28 protein-coding genes and 2 pseudogenes are annotated in these 21,263 nt (G+C 62.6%); 21 read left to right on the plus strand and 9 right to left on the minus strand.

The features are described 5' to 3' along the window. Positions 1–541 precede the first annotated feature (541 nt). Positions 542–2,833, minus strand: coding sequence for an FdhF/YdeP family oxidoreductase (locus HDG33_RS07325; protein ID WP_184023468.1), 2,292 nt, complete (start codon positions 2,831–2,833; stop codon positions 542–544). A 137-nt stretch (positions 2,834–2,970) separates the two neighbouring features. On the opposite strand from HDG33_RS07325, the gene HDG33_RS07330 reads away from it, so the two are divergent. Next, complete coding sequence (locus HDG33_RS07330) at positions 2,971–3,141, plus strand: hypothetical protein (RefSeq protein ID WP_184023470.1); 171 nt, start codon at positions 2,971–2,973, stop codon at positions 3,139–3,141. 146 nt (positions 3,142–3,287) lie between these two features. Then, positions 3,288–3,803, plus strand: a complete 516-nt coding sequence (locus HDG33_RS07335; RefSeq protein ID WP_184023472.1) for a hypothetical protein — start codon at positions 3,288–3,290, stop codon at positions 3,801–3,803. A gap of 199 nt (positions 3,804–4,002) precedes the next feature. On the opposite strand, the gene HDG33_RS07340 is transcribed toward HDG33_RS07335, so the two are convergent. Further along, a complete protein-coding gene (locus HDG33_RS07340; protein ID WP_184023474.1) occupies positions 4,003–4,866 on the minus strand; it encodes an MBL fold metallo-hydrolase in 864 nt (287 codons plus the stop codon). A gap of 78 nt (positions 4,867–4,944) precedes the next feature. Continuing rightward, positions 4,945–5,295, minus strand: a pseudogene (locus tag HDG33_RS07345) (nitric oxide dioxygenase); the annotation flags it as partial. A gap of 1,055 nt (positions 5,296–6,350) precedes the next feature. Here HDG33_RS07345 and HDG33_RS37190 point away from each other — a divergent pair. The 3 genes from HDG33_RS37190 (at position 6,351) to HDG33_RS07360 (ending at position 7,678) form a co-directional block, all read left to right on the plus strand. Further along, a complete protein-coding gene (locus HDG33_RS37190) occupies positions 6,351–6,500 on the plus strand; it encodes a hypothetical protein (RefSeq protein WP_260330343.1) in 150 nt (49 codons plus the stop codon). Between the two features lie 170 nt (positions 6,501–6,670). Then, on the plus strand, positions 6,671–7,012 hold the full coding sequence (locus tag HDG33_RS07355; RefSeq protein ID WP_260330344.1) for a hypothetical protein: 342 nt from the start codon (positions 6,671–6,673) through the stop codon (positions 7,010–7,012). A 66-nt stretch (positions 7,013–7,078) separates the two neighbouring features. Beyond that, the gene (locus HDG33_RS07360; RefSeq protein ID WP_184023476.1) at positions 7,079–7,678 is read left to right on the plus strand and encodes a hemerythrin domain-containing protein; all 600 of its coding nucleotides are present in this window, start codon (positions 7,079–7,081) and stop codon (positions 7,676–7,678) included. Between the two features lie 42 nt (positions 7,679–7,720). Here the strand turns inward: HDG33_RS07360 and HDG33_RS07365 are convergent, their stop codons facing one another. After that, positions 7,721–8,062: a hypothetical protein gene (locus HDG33_RS07365; protein ID WP_260330345.1), complete on the minus strand. Its 342-nt coding sequence runs from the start codon at positions 8,060–8,062 to the stop codon at positions 7,721–7,723. On the opposite strand from HDG33_RS07365, the gene HDG33_RS36910 reads away from it, so the two are divergent. Beyond that, positions 8,053–8,298, plus strand: coding sequence for a hypothetical protein (locus HDG33_RS36910; RefSeq protein WP_221311329.1), 246 nt, complete (start codon positions 8,053–8,055; stop codon positions 8,296–8,298). The genes HDG33_RS07365 and HDG33_RS36910 overlap by 10 nt on opposite strands. On the opposite strand, the gene HDG33_RS07370 is transcribed toward HDG33_RS36910, so the two are convergent. Next, positions 8,295–9,281 (minus strand): hypothetical protein, encoded by a 987-nt coding sequence (locus HDG33_RS07370; RefSeq protein WP_184024250.1) that lies wholly within the window; start codon positions 9,279–9,281, stop codon positions 8,295–8,297. The genes HDG33_RS36910 and HDG33_RS07370 overlap by 4 nt on opposite strands. Before the next feature lie 348 nt (positions 9,282–9,629). Here HDG33_RS07370 and HDG33_RS07375 point away from each other — a divergent pair, with 348 nt between their 5' ends. The 5 genes and pseudogenes from HDG33_RS07375 to HDG33_RS07390 form a co-directional block, all read left to right on the plus strand. Further along, the gene (locus HDG33_RS07375) at positions 9,630–10,034 is read left to right on the plus strand and encodes a DUF427 domain-containing protein (RefSeq protein WP_184023478.1); all 405 of its coding nucleotides are present in this window, start codon (positions 9,630–9,632) and stop codon (positions 10,032–10,034) included. Between the two features lie 398 nt (positions 10,035–10,432). Further along, a complete protein-coding gene (locus HDG33_RS37195; RefSeq protein WP_260330346.1) occupies positions 10,433–10,567 on the plus strand; it encodes a hypothetical protein in 135 nt (44 codons plus the stop codon). A gap of 354 nt (positions 10,568–10,921) precedes the next feature. Then, the gene (locus tag HDG33_RS07380; protein WP_184023487.1) at positions 10,922–12,604 is read left to right on the plus strand and encodes an alkaline phosphatase family protein; all 1,683 of its coding nucleotides are present in this window, start codon (positions 10,922–10,924) and stop codon (positions 12,602–12,604) included. Between the two features lie 187 nt (positions 12,605–12,791). Next, complete coding sequence (locus HDG33_RS07385) at positions 12,792–13,178, plus strand: MAPEG family protein (RefSeq protein WP_184023489.1); 387 nt, start codon at positions 12,792–12,794, stop codon at positions 13,176–13,178. 56 nt (positions 13,179–13,234) lie between these two features. Further along, positions 13,235–13,581 (plus strand): annotated as a pseudogene (locus tag HDG33_RS07390) (LysE family translocator); the annotation flags it as partial. A 39-nt stretch (positions 13,582–13,620) separates the two neighbouring features. On the opposite strand, the gene HDG33_RS07395 reads toward HDG33_RS07390, so the two are convergent. Continuing rightward, a complete protein-coding gene (locus tag HDG33_RS07395; RefSeq protein ID WP_184023491.1) occupies positions 13,621–14,040 on the minus strand; it encodes a PPC domain-containing DNA-binding protein in 420 nt (139 codons plus the stop codon). 156 nt (positions 14,041–14,196) lie between these two features. Here HDG33_RS07395 and HDG33_RS07400 point away from each other — a divergent pair, with 156 nt between their 5' ends. From HDG33_RS07400 to HDG33_RS07420, 5 genes are all read left to right on the plus strand, one after another. Beyond that, positions 14,197–14,649 carry a MarR family winged helix-turn-helix transcriptional regulator gene (locus HDG33_RS07400; protein ID WP_184023493.1) on the plus strand — a complete coding sequence of 151 codons (453 nt, stop codon included), beginning with the start codon at positions 14,197–14,199 and terminating at the stop codon, positions 14,647–14,649. Positions 14,650–14,736: 87 nt separating this feature from the next. Further along, positions 14,737–15,066, plus strand: a complete 330-nt coding sequence (locus HDG33_RS07405) for a hypothetical protein (RefSeq protein ID WP_184023495.1) — start codon at positions 14,737–14,739, stop codon at positions 15,064–15,066. Positions 15,067–15,188: 122 nt separating this feature from the next. Then, a complete protein-coding gene (locus HDG33_RS07410; protein ID WP_018422741.1) occupies positions 15,189–15,524 on the plus strand; it encodes a helix-turn-helix transcriptional regulator in 336 nt (111 codons plus the stop codon). Continuing rightward, on the plus strand, positions 15,517–15,996 hold the full coding sequence (locus HDG33_RS07415) for an SRPBCC family protein (protein ID WP_090810571.1): 480 nt from the start codon (positions 15,517–15,519) through the stop codon (positions 15,994–15,996). Before HDG33_RS07410 ends, HDG33_RS07415 begins: the two co-directional genes overlap by 8 nt. Positions 15,997–16,137: 141 nt before the next feature. After that, positions 16,138–16,566: a VOC family protein gene (locus tag HDG33_RS07420; RefSeq protein ID WP_184023497.1), complete on the plus strand. Its 429-nt coding sequence runs from the start codon at positions 16,138–16,140 to the stop codon at positions 16,564–16,566. A gap of 293 nt (positions 16,567–16,859) precedes the next feature. On the opposite strand, the gene HDG33_RS07425 is transcribed toward HDG33_RS07420, so the two are convergent. The 3 genes from HDG33_RS07425 to HDG33_RS07435 form a co-directional block, all read right to left on the minus strand. Next, entirely contained in the window at positions 16,860–17,144 is a 285-nt protein-coding gene (locus HDG33_RS07425; RefSeq protein ID WP_184005314.1) for a hypothetical protein, read from the minus strand. 237 nt (positions 17,145–17,381) lie between these two features. Continuing rightward, positions 17,382–17,708, minus strand: a complete 327-nt coding sequence (locus HDG33_RS07430; RefSeq protein WP_184023499.1) for a DUF190 domain-containing protein — start codon at positions 17,706–17,708, stop codon at positions 17,382–17,384. 252 nt (positions 17,709–17,960) lie between these two features. Beyond that, on the minus strand, positions 17,961–18,743 hold the full coding sequence (locus HDG33_RS07435; protein WP_184023501.1) for an ABC transporter substrate-binding protein: 783 nt from the start codon (positions 18,741–18,743) through the stop codon (positions 17,961–17,963). Positions 18,744–19,180: 437 nt separating this feature from the next. Here HDG33_RS07435 and HDG33_RS07440 point away from each other — a divergent pair, with 437 nt between their 5' ends. The 5 genes from HDG33_RS07440 to HDG33_RS07460 are packed head-to-tail and all read left to right on the plus strand — an operon-like array spanning position 19,181 to position 21,256. Then, positions 19,181–19,708, plus strand: coding sequence for a Na+/H+ antiporter subunit E (locus HDG33_RS07440; protein ID WP_184023503.1), 528 nt, complete (start codon positions 19,181–19,183; stop codon positions 19,706–19,708). Beyond that, positions 19,701–19,961, plus strand: coding sequence for a monovalent cation/H+ antiporter complex subunit F (locus tag HDG33_RS07445; RefSeq protein WP_018422733.1), 261 nt, complete (start codon positions 19,701–19,703; stop codon positions 19,959–19,961). Before HDG33_RS07440 ends, HDG33_RS07445 begins: the two co-directional genes overlap by 8 nt. A gap of 3 nt (positions 19,962–19,964) precedes the next feature. Then, complete coding sequence (locus HDG33_RS07450) at positions 19,965–20,207, plus strand: hydrogenase subunit MbhD domain-containing protein (RefSeq protein WP_018422732.1); 243 nt, start codon at positions 19,965–19,967, stop codon at positions 20,205–20,207. Between the two features lie 3 nt (positions 20,208–20,210). Continuing rightward, entirely contained in the window at positions 20,211–20,555 is a 345-nt protein-coding gene (gene mnhG / locus HDG33_RS07455) for a monovalent cation/H(+) antiporter subunit G (protein ID WP_090810583.1), read from the plus strand. Further along, positions 20,552–21,256 carry a Na(+)/H(+) antiporter subunit B gene (locus HDG33_RS07460; RefSeq protein ID WP_184023508.1) on the plus strand — a complete coding sequence of 235 codons (705 nt, stop codon included), beginning with the start codon at positions 20,552–20,554 and terminating at the stop codon, positions 21,254–21,256. The genes mnhG and HDG33_RS07460 overlap by 4 nt, the downstream gene beginning before the upstream one ends. Positions 21,257–21,263: the final 7 nt, after the last annotated feature.

A 21,263-nucleotide genomic window follows, 5' to 3' on the forward strand; every position in this document is an offset into this window, starting at 1 on the left:
ACCCGGATTCTGTTCATCGCCGTAGGCGCATGTGAGGCACGACGGCGTTTGCCGGCGATTCGTTCATGACGTCGGCAAATCGCTGGCCGCGAGACCCTGCTGGTTGGTTGAGCAATAGACTGCTCTCAACCCTTCCTCACTCAGCAATTCGACGAGGCGCGGCATCTTCGCCGGCTGCCTGCGGGTTTCGGCGATCGCATGGACTGCGTGTCGCGTGCGGGGGCTGCCGACGCGATGAAACGGACGATGCCGGGTTGCCGGCAAATCGAACCGCAGCCCGGAGGCAGCGATGGAATGCCATGAGCGCTTCTGGAGAAACGTTGTCCCCGAATCCGTAGGGGACGTCGCAGTATCCGAACACTACGTGGCGTCGTGCGCTGTCCTTCAATGCTGGGTAATGGACATCACGCGTTGCGGGCCGCTGGCCCGACTATGATGGAGATGGGCACGCGCTTATCATGCCCTTCACGCGCTGCCCGGGTGTAATTCAGCGGCCGGCGCAGGTAACGGTGCCGGCCTCTTTGTATCCACGAAGCACTGATCACCGCGTGGTCGCCAGTACGCGCACCGGAATCGACTTCGCGCCCGGCACCTTGCTCTCTTTCGCGTAGTGCCATAGCGGCAGCAGCGGATTGCATTCCGGGTAATAGCCGCCGATGCATCCCTGCGGCACGTCGAACGGCACGACGGTCAGTCCGTCGACGTGCCGCTCGACGCCGTCGTCCGCGATCGTCTCGAGGCAGATGCGGTCGCCGTGCACGAGTCCGCGCTTCTCCATGTCGCCCCGATTCATCAGAATCACCATGCGCGAACCCTTGATGCCTCTGAAGCGGTCGTCGAGGCCATAGATGGTCGTGTTGAACTGACTGTCGCTGCGCAAGGTCATCAACCGCAGCGAATCGGGCTCACGCGTGGGCATGTCCGGATCTTCGCCGATCGAAGTCGGCACCATGAATTCGGCCTTGCCGCTTTTGGTCTTCCACTTGCGTTCCCGCGCCGGCAGCGGCCGGATCACGCCGCCGGGTGTCCACATGCGCGCCTCGAAATCACCGAACATCTCGGGCCATGTCTTCGACATCTCCAGACGCACGCGCGAATAGTCGTCGCGCCACGCATCCCAGTCGACACTCGAGCGCTCGCCGAGCGTCGCCTTCGCGATGCCCGCGACGATGAACGGCTCCGAGCGGATCGTCGGCGCGGCCGGTTCGGCCATGCCGCGCGAGCCATGAAAGTGTGCCGTGCTGTCTTCCATCGACACCGCCTGCGCGCCGCCCGCCTGCCGGTCGATCTCGATGCGGCTCAGACACGGCAGCAGATACGAGCGCTGGCCGTGCACCAGGTGGCTGCGATTGAGCTTGGTCGCCACGTTGACGGTCAACCCGAGCGCGGCCCACGCCGGTTCGGTGCGCACCCGGTCGGGCACCGAGCGCACGAGGTTGCCGCCGAGGTTAATCATCGCGTTGACCTTGCCGTCGAGCATCGCCTCGAAGGCCTCGACGATGTTCATGCCTTTCTCGCGCGGCGGCTCGAACGAAAACTGTCTGGCCAGTTGATCGAGCGGCGCGAGCTCCGGCTTTTCGGTGATGCCGACCGTGCGCTGCCCCTGCACGTTCGAATGCCCGCGCACCGGCGACGGCCCCGCGCCCGGCTTGCCGATATTGCCGCGCAGCAGCAGCAGATTGCACAGCATGCGCACGTTCTGCACGCCCATCCGATGCTGCGTGAGACCCATGCCGTAATGGATGATCACCGCGTTCGCCTTCATGTACTCGTCGGCGGCTGCCTGGAGCGCGTCGCGCGGTAATCCGCTCACTCGCTCGATGTCGTCCCAGTTCGCGTCGCGCGCGTACTGAGCGAATTGCTCGTAGCCGTTCGTATGCTCGCGGATGAAATCGACGTCGACGACGCGCGCGTCGCCCGTGCTCACCGCGCGATCGTCCGCTTCGATGACGAGCTTGCAGATGCCGAGGATCGCGGCGGTATCGCCACCCGTCTTCACCTGGTGGTATTGCGTGCTGATCTGCGTATCGCTGGGTGTGAGCATCTGCAACGCTGACTGCGGGTTTGCGAAATGCAGCAGCCCCGGCTCGCGTAGCGGATTGAACGTGATGATCGGCACGCCGCGTTTGCGCGCGTCCTGCAACTGATGCAGCATGCGCGGGCTATTCGTCCCGACGTTCTGGCCGAAGAAAAACATCAGGTCGGTCTTCTCGAAGTCGTCGAGAGAGACCGTACCGACGCCCACGCCAATCGCTTCCTTGAGGCCGACGCTGGTGCTTTCGTGGCACATGTTCGAGCTGTCGGGCAGATTGTTGGTGCCGTACATGCGCGCGAAAAGCTGCAGCATGTACGAGGTTTCCAGTGAAGCGCGGCCCGACGTGTAGAACACCACGCTGGCCGGGTCCAGCGCGCGCAGTTCGGCGCCGATCGCATCGAATGCTTCCTGCCACGGCACCGGCACGTAGCGGTCGGTAGCCGGGTCGTAGCGCAGCGGCTCGGTCAACCGCCCCGCTTCCTCGAGATCGTGGTCGTGCCATTTGGCGAGTTCGCTGACCGTGTGGACCTCGAAGAAATCGGGCGTTACGCGTTTGGCCGTCAGATCCCACGCGGTCGCTTTCGCACCGCTTTCGCAAAACTCGAACGTATGCGGATCGGCCGGCTTCGCCCACGAGCAGCTGACACACATGAAACCGTCGGGCTTATTCTGATGCATCAGAACCTGGCTATCCTTCAGCGGTGCTTTTTCCTGCAGCAGGATCGTCGCAACCGCCTTGACCGACCCCCATCCGCCCGACGCGTAGTGATACGCGTCGCTTTTGTCTTCCTTGTTCATGAGTCCACCCGTTTGGCCGTAAATGTCACGTCATGACGTATCAGCACATCGCGTTCCCGGCTGCGGCGCCGCGTCGCGGTACGATGTTTGCTGCGTCGCAGGCCGACTCGCCGTGCCGCAAGCCAACCGCCAACGTCATGACCGACACCACCACCCCGCGCGACACGTCCGCCCGTCTGAATGCGATGCGCAGGACGCTGCGCGAGGTGTTCGGGATCAGCCGGCTGCGCCCCGGTCAACGGGACATCATCCGCAGCGTCATTGCGGGCGCGTTCTCGGCAACGCATCGAACTCGTCGTCGTCGATGAAGCGCACTGCGTATCGCAGTGGGGCCACGATTTTCGGCCGGCATTCCTGCGCATCGTCCGCGCGGAACGCGCCATGCTGCTCCTCGCGCGTACCGCTGTCCGCGATCATGGGGCGTGCGTTTGCGCGCCCGAACCGGAGCCTTGCCATGAAAACGCTCGAGTACAAAATCGGTTCTTCGTGGTATCAGGCCACCCGTGCGACGCTACGCCGAGCCGTCCCATCGGGGCTGTTGGCCGGCTGCGTGTCGGCGGCGACAGCCGCGGCGGCATCCACGGACGCATCGGGCAGCCCGCTCGCGCCGATCAATGCCGTCACCCACTGCCTGTGGCCGCAACGCGCGCTGCGTGAACGCGGCTTCAGCATCCGGCATACGGTGACCGGCTTCGCGATCCATCAGGCAGCCGCGATCTTCTGGGCAATGATGTTCGAGCAACTGGTTGACCGGATGGCCGGCCCCGACCCGTCACGACGGCCCGGCGCGACCGCGGTGGCCGCGGCCACGACCGTGGCGAGCGCGTATGTGGTCGACTACAAGGTGGTGCCCAACAGGCTCACCCCTGGATTCGAGGCGCACCTGTCGCGCCGCTCGCTCGGGAACGTCTACGTGGCGCTCGGCGCGGGCCTGCTCGCGGCCGCGCTGCTGCGGCGGCCGGATCGATGAAATGCGCTCGCGCAAAAAAGAGCCACCAGCCTTCAACCGGCATGGTCGCCGCAAGCGCATTTGAGAACGATGTCCCCTGGAGTCCAAACGGAGGACAAAGGCAGTATAGGAAACGCGCCCCGCCGCGCACGATGCCTGGGCCAGGCACAAGACGTGAGCGATCCGCGAAGCACCGGGCGAGCTCGCAAGCCTGCGAGCATCACGCCATCTGCTCCGCCGGCACCGCCACCGAACGGCCCGCGAGCCGCTCGAACTCGTCGACGTCGTGGCTGCAAAAAATCGTCAACGCGGGGCTCGCCCGCTTCGCCAGATCACGCAGGCGGCGCTGGTTGTACAGTCGCGCCGCGCGATCCTTTTCGAGCATCCACTGATAGAAGCGCAAACCGGGTGCGCAATGCGGACGCACCGGGTCGAGCTCGCCGTTGTCGAAATAGGCGTCGCCCGCGAGCAGCAACCAGCCGCCATCACCGTGTACCGCGACGCCCGCGTGACCATAGGTATGGCCTCGCAACGGCACGAGCGCGATCTCGCTCGCGAGTTCTTCGATGGGATGGACCTTGGCGAAGCCCTCCCAACGCTCGGTGTACTGCGGCGAATGCACGCGCCACATGTTCTGATACGACCACTGCTGCGGCCTGAAGCGCTGCCGGTCCAGCCACGTCTTCTGCTGCGCCGCGTATTGGCGCTCGCTCGCGAGCATGTGCACCGTTGCGTGCGGAAAGTCGTCGAGCCCGCCCGCATGGTCGAAATCGAGGTGCGTCATCACGATGTGGCGCACGTCGGCCGGGTCGAAACCGAGCCTCTCGATCTGCCTGATCGCCGTCATTTCATTTCGGAACTCAGGCTTCAGCAGCCTCAGGAAGAATTTGCCGAGGCGCGAATAGGGATCGGCGACATCGCGCAGACCGAAACCGGTATCGACGAGCACGAGCCCCGCCGGACTTTCGACGAGCAGACAATGGCAGGTCAGATGCCCGCGGCGGATCAACGAATCGGGGTGGCCGTTGAACAGCTTGCCGCACAGCGGGCAAGTCGAAATGCAGTTCAGATGGTGCACTTTCATGCCGCGCTCCCGGTCACGGTGACTGCATTCGTGCTTGTCGCTTCCGCGGCAGCCGTCGCGCGGCACGCGCCGTATGCGTCATTCAGCGAACAGATCCAGTCCGAACACGTCGTAGTGAATCTTCGACTCGTGAATGTCCATGTTTTTCAGTGCGTCGTGCTGCAGCCGCATGAAAGGAACGGGACCGCAGATGTAGTAGTCGGGCTCGGACAACAGGATCTCGTCGCGCAGCTTGCTGAGGTCGATGAAACCCGCGTTGTCGTAGTCGCGGCCCTGTACGTCGGTATCGAGCGGCGCGTCGTAGAACACGATCGCGCGGAAATTCGGCTGGGTGGCGGCAGTCTGCTGCAGACGGCCGCGCATCGCATGCACCGCGCCGTTGCGCGCACCGTGAATGAACACCACGCGCCGCCGACGATCGGATAGTGCTCCGCCTTCACGAAAAGTTGAATGATCGTATAGCCGTGCGCGGCCAGAACCGGGGCCGTGGCCTTGACTGTGTCCTTGGTTTTCTGCGTCAGCATTTCTTTCCTCCTGCAATAGGACGACTGGTTGCCTCGCTCGTGCGCGTAAATGGTGGGGTGGAATTGTCCGATCGCGCATACCCCTTCAAGCGTATCCAGGCGACCATGCTCCTCCAACCGATGCTCGCTGTCCACAAGCTGAAGGCCATGGACACGCCCGAGCAAACGCGCGCCGCGACACGTCCAACATCGGTCGTCCGATTGCAGACGAACGTGGGCCGGTCAGGAAACGTGCCGTGCGCGCCGACGCGCGCTGGGAGCGTTTCCGTCAAGGTCCGAAAAACGTGTTGCAGAATTTGCCGGCCACATTGCACGTCTGTTGACCCGAAGGCTGCACATTGGTGCGCTCGGGCGACGTCGCGCATGCATCCATCATGGCGACGGCAAATGTCATCACGAGCGTTCCGCGCAGCGCTGCCGCGCGCCGATTCTTCGCTGCATGAGTCGCGTTGCGATCACCATCGCAACGCGCGGATGCGCCGCGCTTGCGTGCATCGGTAGCGCACGAGCCTTGTCCGACATCAGGCATTTCGCCCTCCCTGAGCGATAGTCACCACGTTCATCGTGCCACGCACAAAGGGATTTCCAACGAGGGTACCCGAGCGCTGGCGCGATCACCACACCGCCTTTTGCTATTTTGATCCAGATCAGAAGTTGACCGACTAACCGACGACGGCGCGAACTTCGTTTGCACATGCTGTCATCACGACGTCACACCAACAGTCGAGCGTAGAAGCAATCCGGCGCGTCGGTTCGTCGAATGTGGGTCCCGCAAACTGCGGCGCGAGAGTGGACGGGGCTGTCCACAATGCGGCTGTCTCGGACAACTCACTGCGATGTACTTTTTTTTTTTGCAAATGCGAGCATGCTGAATCCGGCGTTTTCGGACATGTCATCAAGCCGGTATGACTTACTGTGAACGACGAGTAAGCTGGAGATAACAAAACGGGGAGAGAACCTGTGAAAGCCGCGCGTAATCACAACGACGTCACATGGAAATTGACGCACATCAGCGCGATTGTCCAGCGCCTCGAACAACTCGTTCAATGCGACCGCGTCGACTGGCAGGGCACGGGAATTGCGGCGCCGGCTTACTGGCGCGCGCATTGAGGCCAACGCCGAACTGCCGCCGGCGCTGCAGCCGCAAGCGCGGCTCGCTACGCTCGAAGCACGGAGCCAGCGCCGCTCGAGCGCGCAGGGCGGCAATTAGCGCGGCGCCCGTCGCGCATGATCATCGCGCACCGGCGCGATCACACACTCACGCGACGAAGGACATGATGATGATGCGGACCTACGAATACCACGGGTTCACGATCGAGGTGACCGTCGAGGCGGATTTCACGTTGCGCCCCGCCGGGCGCGCGGCGGTACGCACACGCTACGCGGCGGTGGTTCACATCTATCAGGCGGGCGCTGCGGTCGCAACGTTCTCGCCGCTGCGCGTCGACATTGGAGGCAGCCGGCCGTTCGACACCGAGGCCGATGCGTTGATGGGCGGATATAGCGCGGCGCGCCGAATCGTCGACGACCTGTTCGCCCGTGCGGCGGATGCCGCGGACTCCGCGTTGAGCGCCCTCACGAGCAGCAAAGCAGTGCGCTCGCGGCAGCCGGCACCGCGTTGATCGATTGCTGGGCAGCGGGAATGGCGCATGCGGTAACCGCCGGCACCCTTTCCCTGGAGAAACGCCATGTCCAATGACGCCTCATCGCTATCGCCGTCGATTACGTCGATGATCCGCCTCGACCATATGCACGTGCTCGCCGCTTCGCACCGATACCACGCGTCCACGCCGTGGTGGCGCAAACGCGCGATCGTCAACGGCGTGTGCGACGCGCTCGATATCCACGCGCAGCTCGAGGAGGAAATTTTCTACCCGGCGCTCGATCGCGCGCTCGGCAATGACGAGGCACTGAGAAAAAGCCGTCCCGAGCACGACGAGATGCGCGCAACGATCGCGAAGCTGCGCGGGATGGGCCCCGAAAACGCCGCCTACGACGGGCTCTTTTATCAACTGATCCGCGAAGTCGCTCATCATGTCGCCGACGAGGAAACCATCCTGCTGCCCGACGCCGAGCGCGTGCTGAAGAACGAACTGCAGTCGCTCGGCGCCGCGATGACGCGCCGCCGGATGCAGTTGCTCGGAGAGCGCCCGATGGACATTGCGGTGAATGCCGCGGGCACGTTTCCGATCGCCACGCTGCTGCTGGGATCGACTGTATTGCTCGCGTTGCGGCATTGGCTGCCGAGGTCGCGTCGCGCGGCACAGACGCGGCGTCAATGGAACTAGCACATTCTACTGACACCACGGGGCGCCGCCCGCGATCGCGCATCAACGATTCGGGCGCGATGCACCCGGCGTGCGCCCGCGCCGCTGTTTCGTCTTCGCCGGTTCACCCGGCTCGACGAGCCCGGCCGCGACGCGGCGCGCGGTTTCGGCCGCGATGTCGAGCGCGTCGTCCCATGACACGTGGCCGCACGTCCCGCGTCGCTCGAAGATCGTGTGATGCTCGCCGCCACGCTCCGTCACGACCACGACCCACTGGAAAGCGCCTTCCGAATCCCGGATGACGGTCCAGCTTACGAGGAAGTCGGCAATCTCTATCTTCTGCAGGCGCATGTCCGGCTCGCTGTCGATCCGCTTCGTCGACCGGCTCTGTCCGAATGTACGCATGGCACGAGGTCCTTCGTTTTGGCCCTTCGTTCAGGGCCTGGTTCTGCTACAACGTTGCCCGGCAGATTGCCGCCGGCATCGGGCTGTTTCGGTTTGTCGTTCATCACGGCTCCCTTGATCGATTCATGGCAGGGCCGAGCAAGCGCGATACCGCGTGGCCGCGCGAGAACCAGAAGCATTGGATCGCGCGCATGAGTTCGAGCCTCGTTGCTGGACCGGCAAGCTGGCCCGGCTAGAAACTCATCGCGAATCCGAACGACACCCCGTGCACGTTGCGACCGAACACATAGCGCACCATCGCGCGCGTACGGGTGACGATGACGGGATACCTGCTGCTGTCGAGCTCGAGGCCGACTCCCAGCGACGTGAGGTCGTTGAAACCCAGCACGCCGGCACTGTCGCCGAAATAGTGCGAGTAAGCGGCTTCGAGCACATAGCGGACCGGCCGGTCCAGCGCGTGCCAGCCGGTGGGCGCGCGCCAGCGCGTCCATAGGCTCACCTGCTGCGCCATGGCCGAGCCCTGAACGGCCTCCGACGAACTGCCGAAGCTGCGCAGGTAAATATCGGTTGCCCGCAGTTCGGCGTCGATTTCGTAGTTTTCGCGGTAATGCTCGTAGTCGAGCATCAGGGAGCCGCCATAGCCGTAGGCGTTCAGCGAGCCGTTTTCGAGGAACTGCAGGTTGCTGTCGGTGACATGGTTGAAGAGGGTCTGCCCCACCTTCAGGTCACTCGAGACACGCCCAATCGTGCCGTTCAAGATCGGACGGAACACCAGTTCGTCCGTGATGTGGAAATCCCACCCCAGGCCGACCGTGCCACTGAAGGTGTTCCACTTCGTCGGCACCGCACGCTGCTGGGCACCATCCGTGGCAATAAAGATCGGATCGTAGCGGCTGTAGGCGAGCGTGCCCTCCATGTACAACGGAAACGACCTGCTGAGGGTGAAGCCGCCGCCAAATTGCGTCTGCCCAAAGCCGGGATTACCCGTCAGGCCGTTGTTGACCGACAGGTTACTGGTCGTAACGTCCGGGACTGTCGTGTAGGTCATGATCGCGAGCACAGCGTCTGCGTGCTGCTTTACATTGCCGCCAATCACGGTATTGCTCGACAATTGCCTCGGCGCGACCTGTGCGTGCGAAGGGCAGGACAACAGGTTCAAGGTTAGAGCGGCACACGCCCCAAATGCGCGAAGTGACCAACACTTCCGAAGCGCCGGCATAGTCAAACAACCTCGCCATTTGTCGACGAGATTGCAGGCTCACTTGCAGGGTCATACACGGCATATCCAACGAGCATGACGCGCTCCTGTCAGTCGGCTGATCGTGTTCGTCTTCCGCGAAGTCGCCATCCCGTTGCACAAAAGCACGCGCACGCAACTGATGCAATTCCGACGGGCATTGCGCCGCTCACAGCACCTGGAAGGTCTGCGTTAGTATGTGATAGAAATACCTGAAAGGAAGTAGTACCGCAATACGGGCGATCTTCAGTCGCTTGCGTGGCGTTCGGCGACGAACATCGCCGTCGACTCACGAAACCTCGCAGCCCCACTTTCGCAGGGAGCCTCGTTATGTCCACTCATTCGGTCCCGAACGACAAACCCGTCAAGATCCCCGGCCCGGATCATCCAATCATGATCGAGCACCACCAGGCGCGCGTGATCGTCATGGCAGGCGGTCACGTGATTGCCGATACGCACGACGCATTGACGCTGCTCGAAGCCCGCTATCTGGCCGTGCTGTACATCCCGCGCAAGGACGTCGACATGACCCGGCTCGAACGCACGGCGCACGCCACTTATTGTCCGTACAAGGGCGAATGCGCATACTTCTCGATTCCTTCGGCCGGCGAGCGCGGCACCAACGCGGTGTGGACCTACGAGCACCCATACGACGCTGTCGAGCCGATCCGCGAGCACCTTGCGTTCTATCCCGACCGCGTGGATTCCATCACGCAGGAACCGGCCGCGCACTAGGCGAACGCGCACGTCATGCCGCGTGCGGTCGCGGCGATCGCGGCGACCGGCATGGCGCGAGCGGCACGGACGGCGCCGCCGCCGCGCGGCGGCTGCTGCTCGCACCACGCAAGCTATCAATCCGAGCGGGTTTCCCTCTCGCGTTCGAAGTAACAGAATCTACCGTCACGCCTGCTCCCTCACTCGGCTTTCATGCCGGCACCAACCACCCAGATGGGCGCACATCCGACTGCCGGTTCCGCTCATTCTCTTTGCGATCGGTATCCAATCCGCGCCACAGAGATGAATCAACATGGCTGAAAAAGTTACATCGACGGAATCCGCGATGACACAGGGCGCGCTCCAGGCGATGACGGCGAACTGCGCCGGCTCGTTCAGCGTTGGCGGCGCGCTGGTCGATGATAACGGGGCACGCGGTCGCGATGCTCGACAACCGCGGCTATCTGCTGCTGTGTCTGCCGGGCGTCGAGGGGCTGTCGAAAATTCGGCGCGCCTTTCTCGAAGTCACGCGCGGCTACGCAGCAAGCTGCTGACGACGCCGCCGCCGCTCTATAGTCAATCGATCAAGGTCAGGCCGGTGCAGGTGACGGATCAGGCCTTGATTCATTCACTGGGATGACGCCTGGCGATATTCGACTACCGACCGGCGAAACGGCAGGGTCTGCAATAGCCCGTGCCATTTTTATGCTTGCCGACTCGCGAAAAATCACGCGCGGAATCGAATCAGGTTCACAGCGCATGCGCGTCGAATGGATCACCCCAACCTTAACAAGACCTTAACACCTCAGTATTGCCAAATATTAATTTCAGGTCACGCAAATGACTTTTTTTACGGTTCAAATTCGTCCCGCACTACCCAAATTCGTTGTCAAACAAAAGGACGAGACATGAAACCGATCACGAAATGGAAGCGTAAGCAAAGCGCAATGTGCGCCGCCGTCGCACTGCTCGCCGGGTTGTACTCGGCAGTCGCAACAGCCGGCGACGATCACGACCACGGCCGCGATCACGATCGCGATCGCGCGTCCGTCAAACATGTGCTGCTGATCAGCTTCGACGGTCTGCATGAGCAGGACGTCGCGCGTTGCATCGGCGCGAATACGTGCCCTAACCTGGCGCTGCTCGCGAAGTCAGGCACCACCTATACGAACGCGCATACACCGGGACTGTCGGATTCGTTTCCGGGCCTCGCCGCGCTCGTGACCGGCGGCTCGCCGAAGTCCGCGGGGCTGTTCTACGACGTCTCCTACGACCGCACGCTCTATGCGCCGTCCGATACCCATTGCACGGGCCCGACCGGCTGGAATGTCGTCTTCGACGAAACGACCGGCATCGACGGCGAGAACGGCGGCGCGCTGATCCATCTCGACGGCGGCGGCGCGTTCAATCCGCAGGCGATTCCGCATGCGCTCGTCAATGGCGTCTGTACGCCCGTCTATCCGCACAACTATCTGAAGACCAACACGGTTTTCGAAGTGATCAAGGGCAACGTCAACGGCGCGCGCACCGCGTGGGCGGACAAGCACGCGTGGGGCTACGACTGGCTCAACGGACCGTCGGGCGCGGGCGTCGACGACCTTTCGCGCACCGAAATAAATTCGATCGATCCAGATACTAATACCTACTACCTCGACACGTACACGCACACGGAGAAGTTCGACAACTACCACGTGCAATCGCTGATCCACGAAATCGATGGCAAGGATTCGACAGGTCAAAAGAACGTCGCGGTGCCGAGCGTGTTCGGCGCCAATTTCCAGACCCTGAGCGTCGCGCAGAAGGCCACCGTCGCGTCGGGCGGCGGCTATCTGGATGCGAGCTTCACGCCGGGTCCGCAAGTCGCCGGCGCGATCGCGTATATCGACGACGCGTTGGGACGCGTCGTGTCCGAACTGAAGCAACGCAATCTCTATTCGTCGACGGCGATCATCGTGACCGCGAAGCATGGCCAGTCGCCGACCGATCATTCGAAGCTCGTGAAGAACGGCGATACGCTGACCAGGTTGCTCGAAGCCAACAACTACCTGGATTCGGGCGGCAATATTGGGCAGGCCGCTACGAAGAGCGGCAACCTCAACGACGGCACCGGACTTGTCGGCACGGGTTTCGTGCAGACCGACGACGTCGGCCTGATCTGGCTGCGCGATCAAAGCCAGGTGTCTTCGGTCGTGAAGACACTGAAAGCCAATCTGAGCTGCAACGCACCCGGCATTTGCGCGGACGGCCCTCAGGCGTACATCCTGTCCGGCCCGCAGCTGGCTAACCGGTTCGGCGACCCGTCGCGCGGACGTACGCCTGACATCATCGTTCAACCGAACCCGGGCGTCATCTATACGTCGAGCACGTCCAAGGACGAAGAGCATGGCGGCAACGCGCCCGACGACAGCCATCTCGGCCTCGTGATGTACGTGCCTCACACGCATCACGCCGGGCAGGTCAACGACGAGCCGGTGCTGACCACGCAAGTCGCGCCGACGATCTTGCGTCTGCTCGATCTGAAGCCTGAGCTGCTGCATTCGGTCGCGATTGAAGGAACGCGTGCGCTGCCGGAATTCGATCGCGAAGACTAAGCATGGCCGTAGTCCACGTATTTGAGTAGTAAGCTGCGCCGCGATCGGTGTTGGAACGATCGCGGCGCAGTCGTTTTTGCGGGGTCCAGCCGCGCGGACCTCGCGTGCCGGCCCGTGCGGAAATGAAAGCCGCCTGATTCTCGCCAAACAGGCGTGCGTCGATTGCCTGACAAGGAGCCGCAATGCCATGAATAGCATTGCTCTCGGATGCGTCGCGGTGTTGGGGCTGCTGTTATTCGGCCTCGGCTTGTCGGTATCGATGACGCGTTTTCGCGAACGCACCAATGCGGGCTGCGCCGACGATCCGGCCAACCTGCTGCAGAAGCTGGTTCGAGCGCATGGCAATGCCACGGAATACGCGCCGTTCCTGGCGGTGCTGTTTCTTTTCCTGGGCGCGAGATCGCCGTCCGCGGTGTCCGTGTCGCTGATGGTCATCGCGACCGCGTGCCGATGTTTGCTCGTCGTTGGACTGCTTGCATTTCCGACGATGGCGATGCCCAATCCTTTGCGGTTGGTCGGTGCGCTTGGGACTTATGGGGCGGGGATTGGGTTGTGTCTGGCGCTAATGCGCTGAGGCAAGGTCGGGACCGACGCACAGTGGATAGATGACTTCCCGCGCCAGCCCAAAAGAAAATAAGCCCCACCGCGCGGCGGCCGTTGTCCGCGGACGTCGGCAGCACCGCGTCCGGCTGGGCTGCGACGAAGAAAGGCCATTTCGTCAGCATGACGAACCCGAAGTCGATCGTGTTCTACGGCAGCATCTTTGCGTTGATGGTGCCGCGCATGCGCCGTTCTGGCTCGATATCGCGGTCGTGGCGCTGTCGATCGGCATTTCGTGCGCGTGGTACTGCGCGATGGCGTTGCTTGCCTCGCATCCGTCGGTTCGGCGCACGCTGGTTCGGCGCAAGGCCGGGCTGGATACGGCAGCGGGTGTGCTGTTGGTGGGGGTCGGCGGGCGGATGTTGGCGGGGCGTTGAGCGATTACCGGCGCGCGAAGCGATAGCGCCTTTGCGTGATCAGGCGGACCCGGACTGCGGAGCGCCGCCGCCGCGAATCACGAGTTCCATAAAACCCGTCTGCGGATCAGGCTCCCGCGCGAACGAATAGCCCGGAACCGACACGAGCAACAACTCGACGGTCGTGCGTACCGTGCAGCCGCGCGCCACATGACCGCCGAACACCTGCCCGCGCGCATCCGCGATCGACATGTGCAGATGAGCGCCATCGGGCGAGACGGAGCCTGCGAGGGTCAATATTTCGAGGTCGCCGCGAATTTCCGTCGGCGCTTGCGCGCCGGCGAACCTCAATGCCGCAACGTGGAGGCTGCCGATGCCCTGGACGACGAAGGCCGCTTGCAGGTCGCGTTGACGAAGCGCGTCTTCGACGGCGACGCGAAGGTCGTCGCCGGGCGCGAGTCGGAGGGGATGGGCTTGCATGCCTTGGCCGGTTGAGACGCGGTGGACTCGGGGATTATGCGTGAATGAGGAAGTATCTCACAGGCGCTTGTTTATGCTGGGTTCGTGCGGACTCGACGGCGAAAATATATTCAGTTTATATGTACAGTTAAACTGTACATATGCTATGTTTTCGGCATGTCACGACAATCACCGTCTTCCCAATCTACCGATCTAGCCGCCCTTGCGGGCGAACTGCGCATTGCCGTGAGCAAACTGGTTCGCCGCGCGCGAGAACTTTCGCAATCGAGCGACTTTACGTCGGCGCAGAAGTCGGTGCTGTTTCATCTGGAGCGCGACGGCCCAGCCACAGTTTCCGCGCTAGCGCGAGCGCAGCGCGTAAAACCCCAGTCCATGCGCATTACCGTTGCCGGTCTGGAGACGCTGGGCGTCGTCAAAGGCGAAGCGGATCCAACCGACGGACGCAAAACTCTTATCCATCTCACCCCCACGTTCAGACGAACGCTCAAGGCAAGTCGGGCGGCCAAAGAGGACTGGCTGATCGGTGCCTTGCAAGCGCAGCTATCGCCGCGAGAACAGGCCACGCTCGCCGCCGCGGTGGAACTGCTGCAGCGGCTCGCTGACTCCTGAACGTTTGCAAGTGCTTCATCCGAACCGGCATCGAAACGGGCACAGCCCGCGACCTCATCGATTTACTCGATTCAAGGAGCAACTGAAATGGATTGGCCGCATGTCGTCTCTTATTTTTTCGGCGGTGTCCTGTTCGCGAATGCCGTGCCGCATTTCGTCAGCGGTGTGATGGGCGAGCCGTTTCAGAGCCCGTTCGCGAAGCCGTCCGGAAAAGGGCTGTCGTCATCGACCGTCAATGTACTGTGGGGCTTCTTCAATATGGTCGTCGGCTATCTTCTGGTTTTTCGTGTTGGCGACTTTCGGATCGAGGCAACGGGCGATGCCGTGCCATTCGGCCTCGGTATCCTGACGATGGGCATGCTCTGTGCGCGGCTGTTCGGTCCTTTGCATGGCGGCAACATTCCGAAACGTACTTGAGCGCCTCGTAAACGGTAGTCGGCGCATGTGTCGAACCTGCGGAGTGTCCCTCACGTCGCCTTGACATGCAAGCAATCTCTTGCCTATAGTAAACGCAACAAATTACTTGCCTGTAGCCGCTCATGGCCGAGCGCCCCGACGACACCGACGTGCTATTCAAAGCCCTCGCCGATCCGAGCCGGCGCAAGCTGCTGGATGTGCTGCACGCGCACGACGGCCAGACTCTGAACGACCTGTGCGACCACCTCGACATGACGCGGCAAGGCGTGACCCAGCATCTGGGCCTGCTGGAAGCGGCTAACCTCGTCGTTACCGTACGCAGCGGGCGCGAAAAGTTGCACTTCCTCAATCCGGTGCCGCTGCAGCAGATCTACGAGCGCTGGATTGCCAAGTTCGAAAAGCCGCGCCTGAAGGCGCTCTCGACCCTGAAACGACGCCTGGAGAAAGGCAATGACTAGATCGACGTTCGTCTATGTGACCTATATCCGCACTACGCCGGAACAGTTGTGGTCGGCGCTCACCGACGCGGAGTTCATCAAGCAGTACTGGTTCGGCATGCACTGCGAAAGCGAATGGACGGCGGGCTCGTCGTGGAAACTCGTGTCGAGCGGCGGCCAGATCTTCGACGCGGGCGAGATCGTCGAGGCCGATCCGCCGCGGCGTCTGGTGATCCGCTGGCAGCACCAGATTCGTCCCGAGTTGCAGGCTGAAGGCGATTCGCGCTGCACGATGGAGCTCGAACCGAGCGGAACGGCGGTCAAGTTGACGCTCACGCATACGATCGAGCGCGATCCATCGAAATTCATCGAGGCGGTGTCGGGCGGCTGGCCGAAGATCATGTCCAACCTCAAATCGCTGCTGGAGACAGGCTCGATCGCGTTGCAGGAGGCTTATCCGGCCAATGGCGGGAGTCATGCCGGGAAGGCCTGATGCGGGGGTACGCTGTAGAGCATCAGGTGTGTGGTTTCATCGTGGGGCCGAACGATGCATCCGAGGTTCGACAGCCGTCCATCCGCGAGATCACGCTGATAGAATCGTCTGCCCGACCCTCGCCCGTCTCAGGAAATCAGCATGGAAATCCAGCCCTATCTGTTCTTCAATGGCCGTTGTGAGGAAGCCATTGAGTTCTATCGTTCGGCGCTCGGCGCGCAGGAGTTGCTGAAGCTGCGCGCGAAAGACGCGCCGCCCGATCCCGCTCGCCCGGTGGCGCCCGAACACGCCGACAAGATCCTGCACGCGACGCTCGTCATCGGTAACACGCACGTGCTGATGTCGGATGGCGATTGCCGCGGCGGCAATGCCGTGCATGCGGGCTTTAGCCTGTCGGTCACCGCCGACGACCATGCGTCCGGCGTAAAGTATTTCAACGCGCTGGCGGACGGCGGACAGATCACGATGCCATTCCAGCAGACCTTCTGGACCAGCGGCTTCGGCACGTTGATCGACCGCTTCGGCGTGCCGTGGATGGTCAATGTGCGGCACGAGGAGCCCACGGCATAGCATTGAAGCGGGCCGGCGTTCCATATCACGCGCACTCGCGAGCGCCGCTTCGCCGCGGCGCAACTACCTGTCCGTTCCGTCTTTCCATGAGTCATGTCTGCCAGGAAGGCGGCGCCTGCTGCGCGCGGTTCCGCGTCTCGTTCTATTGCGGCGAAACCGATTCGATGACCCCGGCGGTGTGCCCGAGTTGCTGACGACCCCCATCTCGCCTCATCGCGTCGCCATGCGCGGGACCGAGAGCAAGCCTGCGCGCATGGAACGGCGACCAATGCGCCGCCGCGCCTAAGCGACGCTTACTGCGTCGCGGACGCCGTGCTCGCCGGCGTGCTGTGGACCGACGCGGCGTCGCTCGCGGCGGGCGCTGCGCTTGCCGCCGCGCCCGCCTCGCCGTTCGCACGATTTGCCGCGTCGCTATCGCCCGGTGTGCCGCGCGGGCTCGCCGAATTGCTCATGACACCGCTGCTCACCTGGCCCGTCGAGATACCGCCATTCCCGGCCGTCCGCTTGCAGCCGGACGCGCCCGCCAGCAACGCAACGGCCGACAGCGCGATCAGCATGTTTGCCGAAACCTGCCGCATGATTCGCTCTCCCTGGGATGACTCGCCTCTTGCAGCGAAGCATGCGCCATGCCCAATAGCCACACCGGGCGCGCGTCTACTCGCGCGCGTACGCGGACCAGGTCGAGCAGGACTACGAGGTGTTCCGCCACGCGTGCCGCAGCGGCAAGCTGGAAGCACGCACCGACTCCGACATGGCGGCCGACTTCGTCGCTTGGACGAGCCGAGGCGTGGGGCTTGCCATCGAGGCCCGGTCGTTCAAGCCCCGTCGGCCTCGCCGACGACGCCGAACTCGGCGGTCGTCTTCACGTAGAACAGATGCAAACCCTCCGCGCGCAGTCGATCGAAAAGCCGATCGGCTTCGTCGCTCGTCACCGCCATCACGACGGACAACGGCTGATCGGCAAGCTCGAAGAAGTGCGCGGAGTGAATGCGATGATGATGGCCGATGCCTTCGCAAGCCGGGATCAGGGTCGCGCCGCGCAGGCCGAGTTCGCTCGCGAGACGCACGAGCCAGTCGGCAAGCGGCTTGCCATGATGGCTGCGCCCCTGCTGGGTGAAGAACGTGATCTGAAAGCCGTGCATGTCGGTGCCTCCCCGATGCGGATCGCGCCGTGCGCAAGGCGATCCGCACGCGAGCCGGTGGCCGCATTGCGCCATCCCCTGCCCGCTTACTTTTGTAAGCGGAAACCTGCAGCGCCGCGTCAGGCGCCGGTTGCAACCGATTCGGGCATCCCGGCTTGCCGCAGCACGGCTCAGGACGGTCATGACACAAGTTTAGGTGTCGGGCCGCGCGAGTGCCAGGTCGAAACTGGTCACGTGCGGCGCGGCCCGGGCTCACTGACCGTACACGTCGAAATCGAAATACTTTTTCGCAATGCGGTCGTAAGTGCCATCGGCGCGGATCTCGGCAATGGCTTTGTCGATCTTTTCCTGCAGATCGGTATCTTCTTTACGCAAACCAATCGCTGTGCCGCTGCCGAGCGTTTTCGCGTCGTAAAGCGGATTGCCGGCAAATCCGAAGTCCTTGCCGCGCGCGGTGCGCAAAAAGCCGATATCGGCTTGCACCGCGTTTTGCAGTGACGCGTCGATACGGCCGGCAAGCAGATCCGAATACACCAGATCCTGATCCTGATACGGCACGATCGCGGCGCCGGCCGGCTCCCAATACGTCTTCGCGTAAGTTTCCTGAATCGAGCCCTGCTCGACGCCGATGCGCTTGCCCTTCAGCGCTTCCGGCGTCGGCTCGATCGGCGAGCCCTTCTTCGCGACCAGACGCGTCGGAATGCGGAACACCTTCGACGAGAACGCGATCTGCGCCTGACGCGCGGGCGTCATCGACATCGTCGACAGCACGCCGTCGAATTTGCGGCCTTTCAGCGCGGGAATCATGCCGTCGAACGAATTCTCGATCCACACGCATTTCGCGTTGAGCCGGCGGCAGATCTCATTGCCGAGATCGATATCGAAGCCGACGAGCTTGCCGTCGGCAGCTTTCGATTCGAACGGTGGGTAGCTCGCGTCGACCCCGAACCGCACGGTCGACCAATCCTTGGCGATTGCGCTTCCGGACGAGACGGCCAGCAGCGCAATCGTCAGGGTTGCCAGCATGGCTTTCATTGTTGCTCCTTATTGGTCATTTGAAGAATTCAAACCGCGCGAAACCCGACATTCGACCGTGATCTGGTCACCGGCGCAAATTCATTAAAAAAATCAATTTATGCAGCGCGCGCATAGATTGGTGACTAGACTTCCAGATTCCGATCAGTCACAGGTGATTAAAAAACGGTACGGCGCCGCTTAGAGATTCAACGTCGCGTCTTATCGCGGCAACGCAGTCTGTTTCAAAAAATAAATGCGCGCCGATCGGCGTCGGCTTTTCGCGCGCAATTTCATTGAACAGATCGCAATGACACTAATTCACTCGATGAGCAGCCGATAAGCGCCGCGCGGATTTACGCACACAAAACGACCACCAACGGACAACCGTGCGCCGGTTGCTTTGCCATAAGTTGTCACTTAGAATTTTCCGCAAGGCTTCCTGAGGAACCGATGACATGGCTGCGAACAACGGAAAACCGGTGTCGTCGTTCGTTCCTCGGGGAATGCCTGGCCTCTGGGTCGTCCTGTTCGTCATCTGGATGATCGCCAATGCATCGCTCGCCGTCGAACCCGCACTCGTCGGTCTCGTCATTACCTTCGTCATCGCGCGTGTCTTCGTATCGTCGAGCGAAGCATGGCAGCGCCTACGTCTAACGCCAGGCGCACCGTATCACTTCGCCGCGTATAGCGCGACCTTCGTCGTCGAGCTCGTACGCGCCAATCTGAACGTGATGGCGCTGGTGTACTCGCCGCGTATCGACATCAAGCCGGGCATCGTCAGGGTTCGCACGCGCCTCCAAACACCGCTTGGCCGTCTCGCGCTCGCCAATTCGATTGCGCTCACGCCGGGCTCGCTCGTCATGGATATTCGGGACGACATACTATTCATTCACTTGCTCGACGTGAAGACGACCGATATCGACGAAGCGACCGCGGCACTCGTCGCACCGTTCGAAAAGCATCTGGAGAAAATCTTTGGCTGAGATCATGCTCCGGATCGCCGCCGTGCTGATCTTCTTCGCGATCCTGTTCGGCGTGATCCGTCTCGTGATCGGCAAGACCCTCGTCGACCGCATCGTCGCGATCGACATGCTGACGGTCGTCTCGCTGTCGCTGATCGCGCTGTACGCGCAAGTCTCCGGTCGTTTCGTCTATATCGACGTCGCGCTTGTCTATGCACTGCTGAGCTTTCTCGCGGTGCTCGCGATTGCGCGCTTTCTCGAAAGGGGGCTGTGAGCCATGCTCGAACTCCTTCTGCTGCTGATGTGCGCGAGCATCCTCGTGAGCGGCGTACTGGCCGTCTGCCTGAAGAATCTGCTGGCCGCGATGGTGAGCTCGGGGCTCGCGAGCCTGTTCGCCGCGATAGCCTTCCTGCTGCTCGCCGCGCCCGACGTCGCGATGGCCGAAGCCGCGATCGGTTCCGGACTCGCGACCTTCATCTTTCTGTACGCGATCCGCAAAACCGGTTATCAGAAGGGCTAGCGCATGTTCGAACTGATCGGCAGCGTGTTCATCCTCGTGGGCGCCGTCTTTCTGTTCTCCGCCGGCCTCGGGCTGCTGCGCATGCCGGATGCGTATACGCGCATTCAGGCCGGCACCAAGGCGTCGACGCTCGGCAACATGCTCGTGCTGATCGGCCTCGCGTTCTATCACCCGAACTGGACCTTCCGTCTGATCCTGCTGATCTACTTCGTGCTCGTGACCAACCCGGTGTCCTCGCATGCGCTATCGCGCGCCGCCTGGCTGATCCGCACGCCGATGACCTCGTCCACGATCACCGACGCACTCGCCGACGAAGGCGGGCGCACCGCGGGGGAGGCCGAATCATGATGCGTCGCGCGTTTGCGCTGCTGACGGTGCTGCTGTTCGCGGTCGTGTTCTGGCGGCTGGTCGGCGGCTACACGGAGTTGCAGGCGCTGCGCCCGCTCGCCTGGTACTACGTCGTCAGAGGGCCGCTCGAACTCGGCGCGCCGAACATCGTGACCGGCATTCTGATCACCTTTCGCGGCTTCGACACACTCGGCGAAGTCGCGGTGCTGTTCATGGTCGCGGCGAGCGTCGGGGTGCTGCTGAAAGAGGAAAGCAACTCGACTTCCGCCGCTGCGGCAGACGAATCCGCGCCCGCGCGCCGCCCAGCCGGCGAGATCGTACATACCGGCAAGCAGGTGCTTCTGCCGATGATCCTCACCTTCGGCGGCTACGTGATCGTCAACGGCCATCTGTCGGCGGGAGGCGGTTTCCAGGGCGGCGCGATCGTCGCGTCCGCCGTGATGCTGATGCTGCTCGCGCGGCCCCGCTCGACGCTGAACGTCGCGCTGCTGAGCGTCGTCGAGTCGCTCGCGGGCGTGATCTACGTGTGCATCGGCATTCTCGGCCTCGTGCTCGCGGGCGGTTTTCTCGACCCGCGCTTTCTGCCGCGCGGCGAGTTCGGCGCGTTCTTCAGCGCCGGCGCGATCCCGCTGATTTCCACGCTGCTCGGCGTCAAGGTCGGCGCGGAGCTGAGTGTCATCATCGACCGGTTCAGAAGCTGAACTAGAA

Origin of the sequence: Paraburkholderia sp. Cpub6 (assembly GCF_014201065.1) — a bacterium.
GTDB classification, from domain to species: Bacteria; Pseudomonadota; Gammaproteobacteria; order Burkholderiales; family Burkholderiaceae; genus Paraburkholderia; species Paraburkholderia tuberum.

Coding starts and splice junctions, on each gene's coding strand:
- HDG33_RS07325 (WP_184023468.1), bottom strand. CDS start 2,833: ATGAACAAGGAAGACAAAAGCGACGCGTATCACTACGCGTCGGGCGGA.
- HDG33_RS07330 (WP_184023470.1), top strand. CDS start 2,971: ATGACCGACACCACCACCCCGCGCGACACGTCCGCCCGTCTGAATGCG.
- HDG33_RS07335 (WP_184023472.1), top strand. CDS start 3,288: ATGAAAACGCTCGAGTACAAAATCGGTTCTTCGTGGTATCAGGCCACC.
- HDG33_RS07340 (WP_184023474.1), bottom strand. CDS start 4,866: ATGAAAGTGCACCATCTGAACTGCATTTCGACTTGCCCGCTGTGCGGC.
- HDG33_RS07355 (WP_260330344.1), top strand. CDS start 6,671: ATGATGCGGACCTACGAATACCACGGGTTCACGATCGAGGTGACCGTC.
- HDG33_RS07360 (WP_184023476.1), top strand. CDS start 7,079: ATGTCCAATGACGCCTCATCGCTATCGCCGTCGATTACGTCGATGATC.
- HDG33_RS36910 (WP_221311329.1), top strand. CDS start 8,053: ATGTACGCATGGCACGAGGTCCTTCGTTTTGGCCCTTCGTTCAGGGCC.
- HDG33_RS07365 (WP_260330345.1), bottom strand. CDS start 8,062: ATGCGTACATTCGGACAGAGCCGGTCGACGAAGCGGATCGACAGCGAG.
- HDG33_RS07370 (WP_184024250.1), bottom strand. CDS start 9,281: ATGCCGGCGCTTCGGAAGTGTTGGTCACTTCGCGCATTTGGGGCGTGT.
- HDG33_RS07375 (WP_184023478.1), top strand. CDS start 9,630: ATGTCCACTCATTCGGTCCCGAACGACAAACCCGTCAAGATCCCCGGC.
- HDG33_RS37195 (WP_260330346.1), top strand. CDS start 10,433: ATGATAACGGGGCACGCGGTCGCGATGCTCGACAACCGCGGCTATCTG.
- HDG33_RS07380 (WP_184023487.1), top strand. CDS start 10,922: ATGAAACCGATCACGAAATGGAAGCGTAAGCAAAGCGCAATGTGCGCC.
- HDG33_RS07385 (WP_184023489.1), top strand. CDS start 12,792: ATGAATAGCATTGCTCTCGGATGCGTCGCGGTGTTGGGGCTGCTGTTA.
- HDG33_RS07395 (WP_184023491.1), bottom strand. CDS start 14,040: ATGCAAGCCCATCCCCTCCGACTCGCGCCCGGCGACGACCTTCGCGTC.
- HDG33_RS07400 (WP_184023493.1), top strand. CDS start 14,197: ATGTCACGACAATCACCGTCTTCCCAATCTACCGATCTAGCCGCCCTT.
- HDG33_RS07405 (WP_184023495.1), top strand. CDS start 14,737: ATGGATTGGCCGCATGTCGTCTCTTATTTTTTCGGCGGTGTCCTGTTC.
- HDG33_RS07410 (WP_018422741.1), top strand. CDS start 15,189: ATGGCCGAGCGCCCCGACGACACCGACGTGCTATTCAAAGCCCTCGCC.
- HDG33_RS07415 (WP_090810571.1), top strand. CDS start 15,517: ATGACTAGATCGACGTTCGTCTATGTGACCTATATCCGCACTACGCCG.
- HDG33_RS07420 (WP_184023497.1), top strand. CDS start 16,138: ATGGAAATCCAGCCCTATCTGTTCTTCAATGGCCGTTGTGAGGAAGCC.
- HDG33_RS07425 (WP_184005314.1), bottom strand. CDS start 17,144: ATGCGGCAGGTTTCGGCAAACATGCTGATCGCGCTGTCGGCCGTTGCG.
- HDG33_RS07430 (WP_184023499.1), bottom strand. CDS start 17,708: ATGCACGGCTTTCAGATCACGTTCTTCACCCAGCAGGGGCGCAGCCAT.
- HDG33_RS07435 (WP_184023501.1), bottom strand. CDS start 18,743: ATGAAAGCCATGCTGGCAACCCTGACGATTGCGCTGCTGGCCGTCTCG.
- HDG33_RS07440 (WP_184023503.1), top strand. CDS start 19,181: ATGGCTGCGAACAACGGAAAACCGGTGTCGTCGTTCGTTCCTCGGGGA.
- HDG33_RS07450 (WP_018422732.1), top strand. CDS start 19,965: ATGCTCGAACTCCTTCTGCTGCTGATGTGCGCGAGCATCCTCGTGAGC.
- mnhG (WP_090810583.1), top strand. CDS start 20,211: ATGTTCGAACTGATCGGCAGCGTGTTCATCCTCGTGGGCGCCGTCTTT.
- HDG33_RS07460 (WP_184023508.1), top strand. CDS start 20,552: ATGATGCGTCGCGCGTTTGCGCTGCTGACGGTGCTGCTGTTCGCGGTC.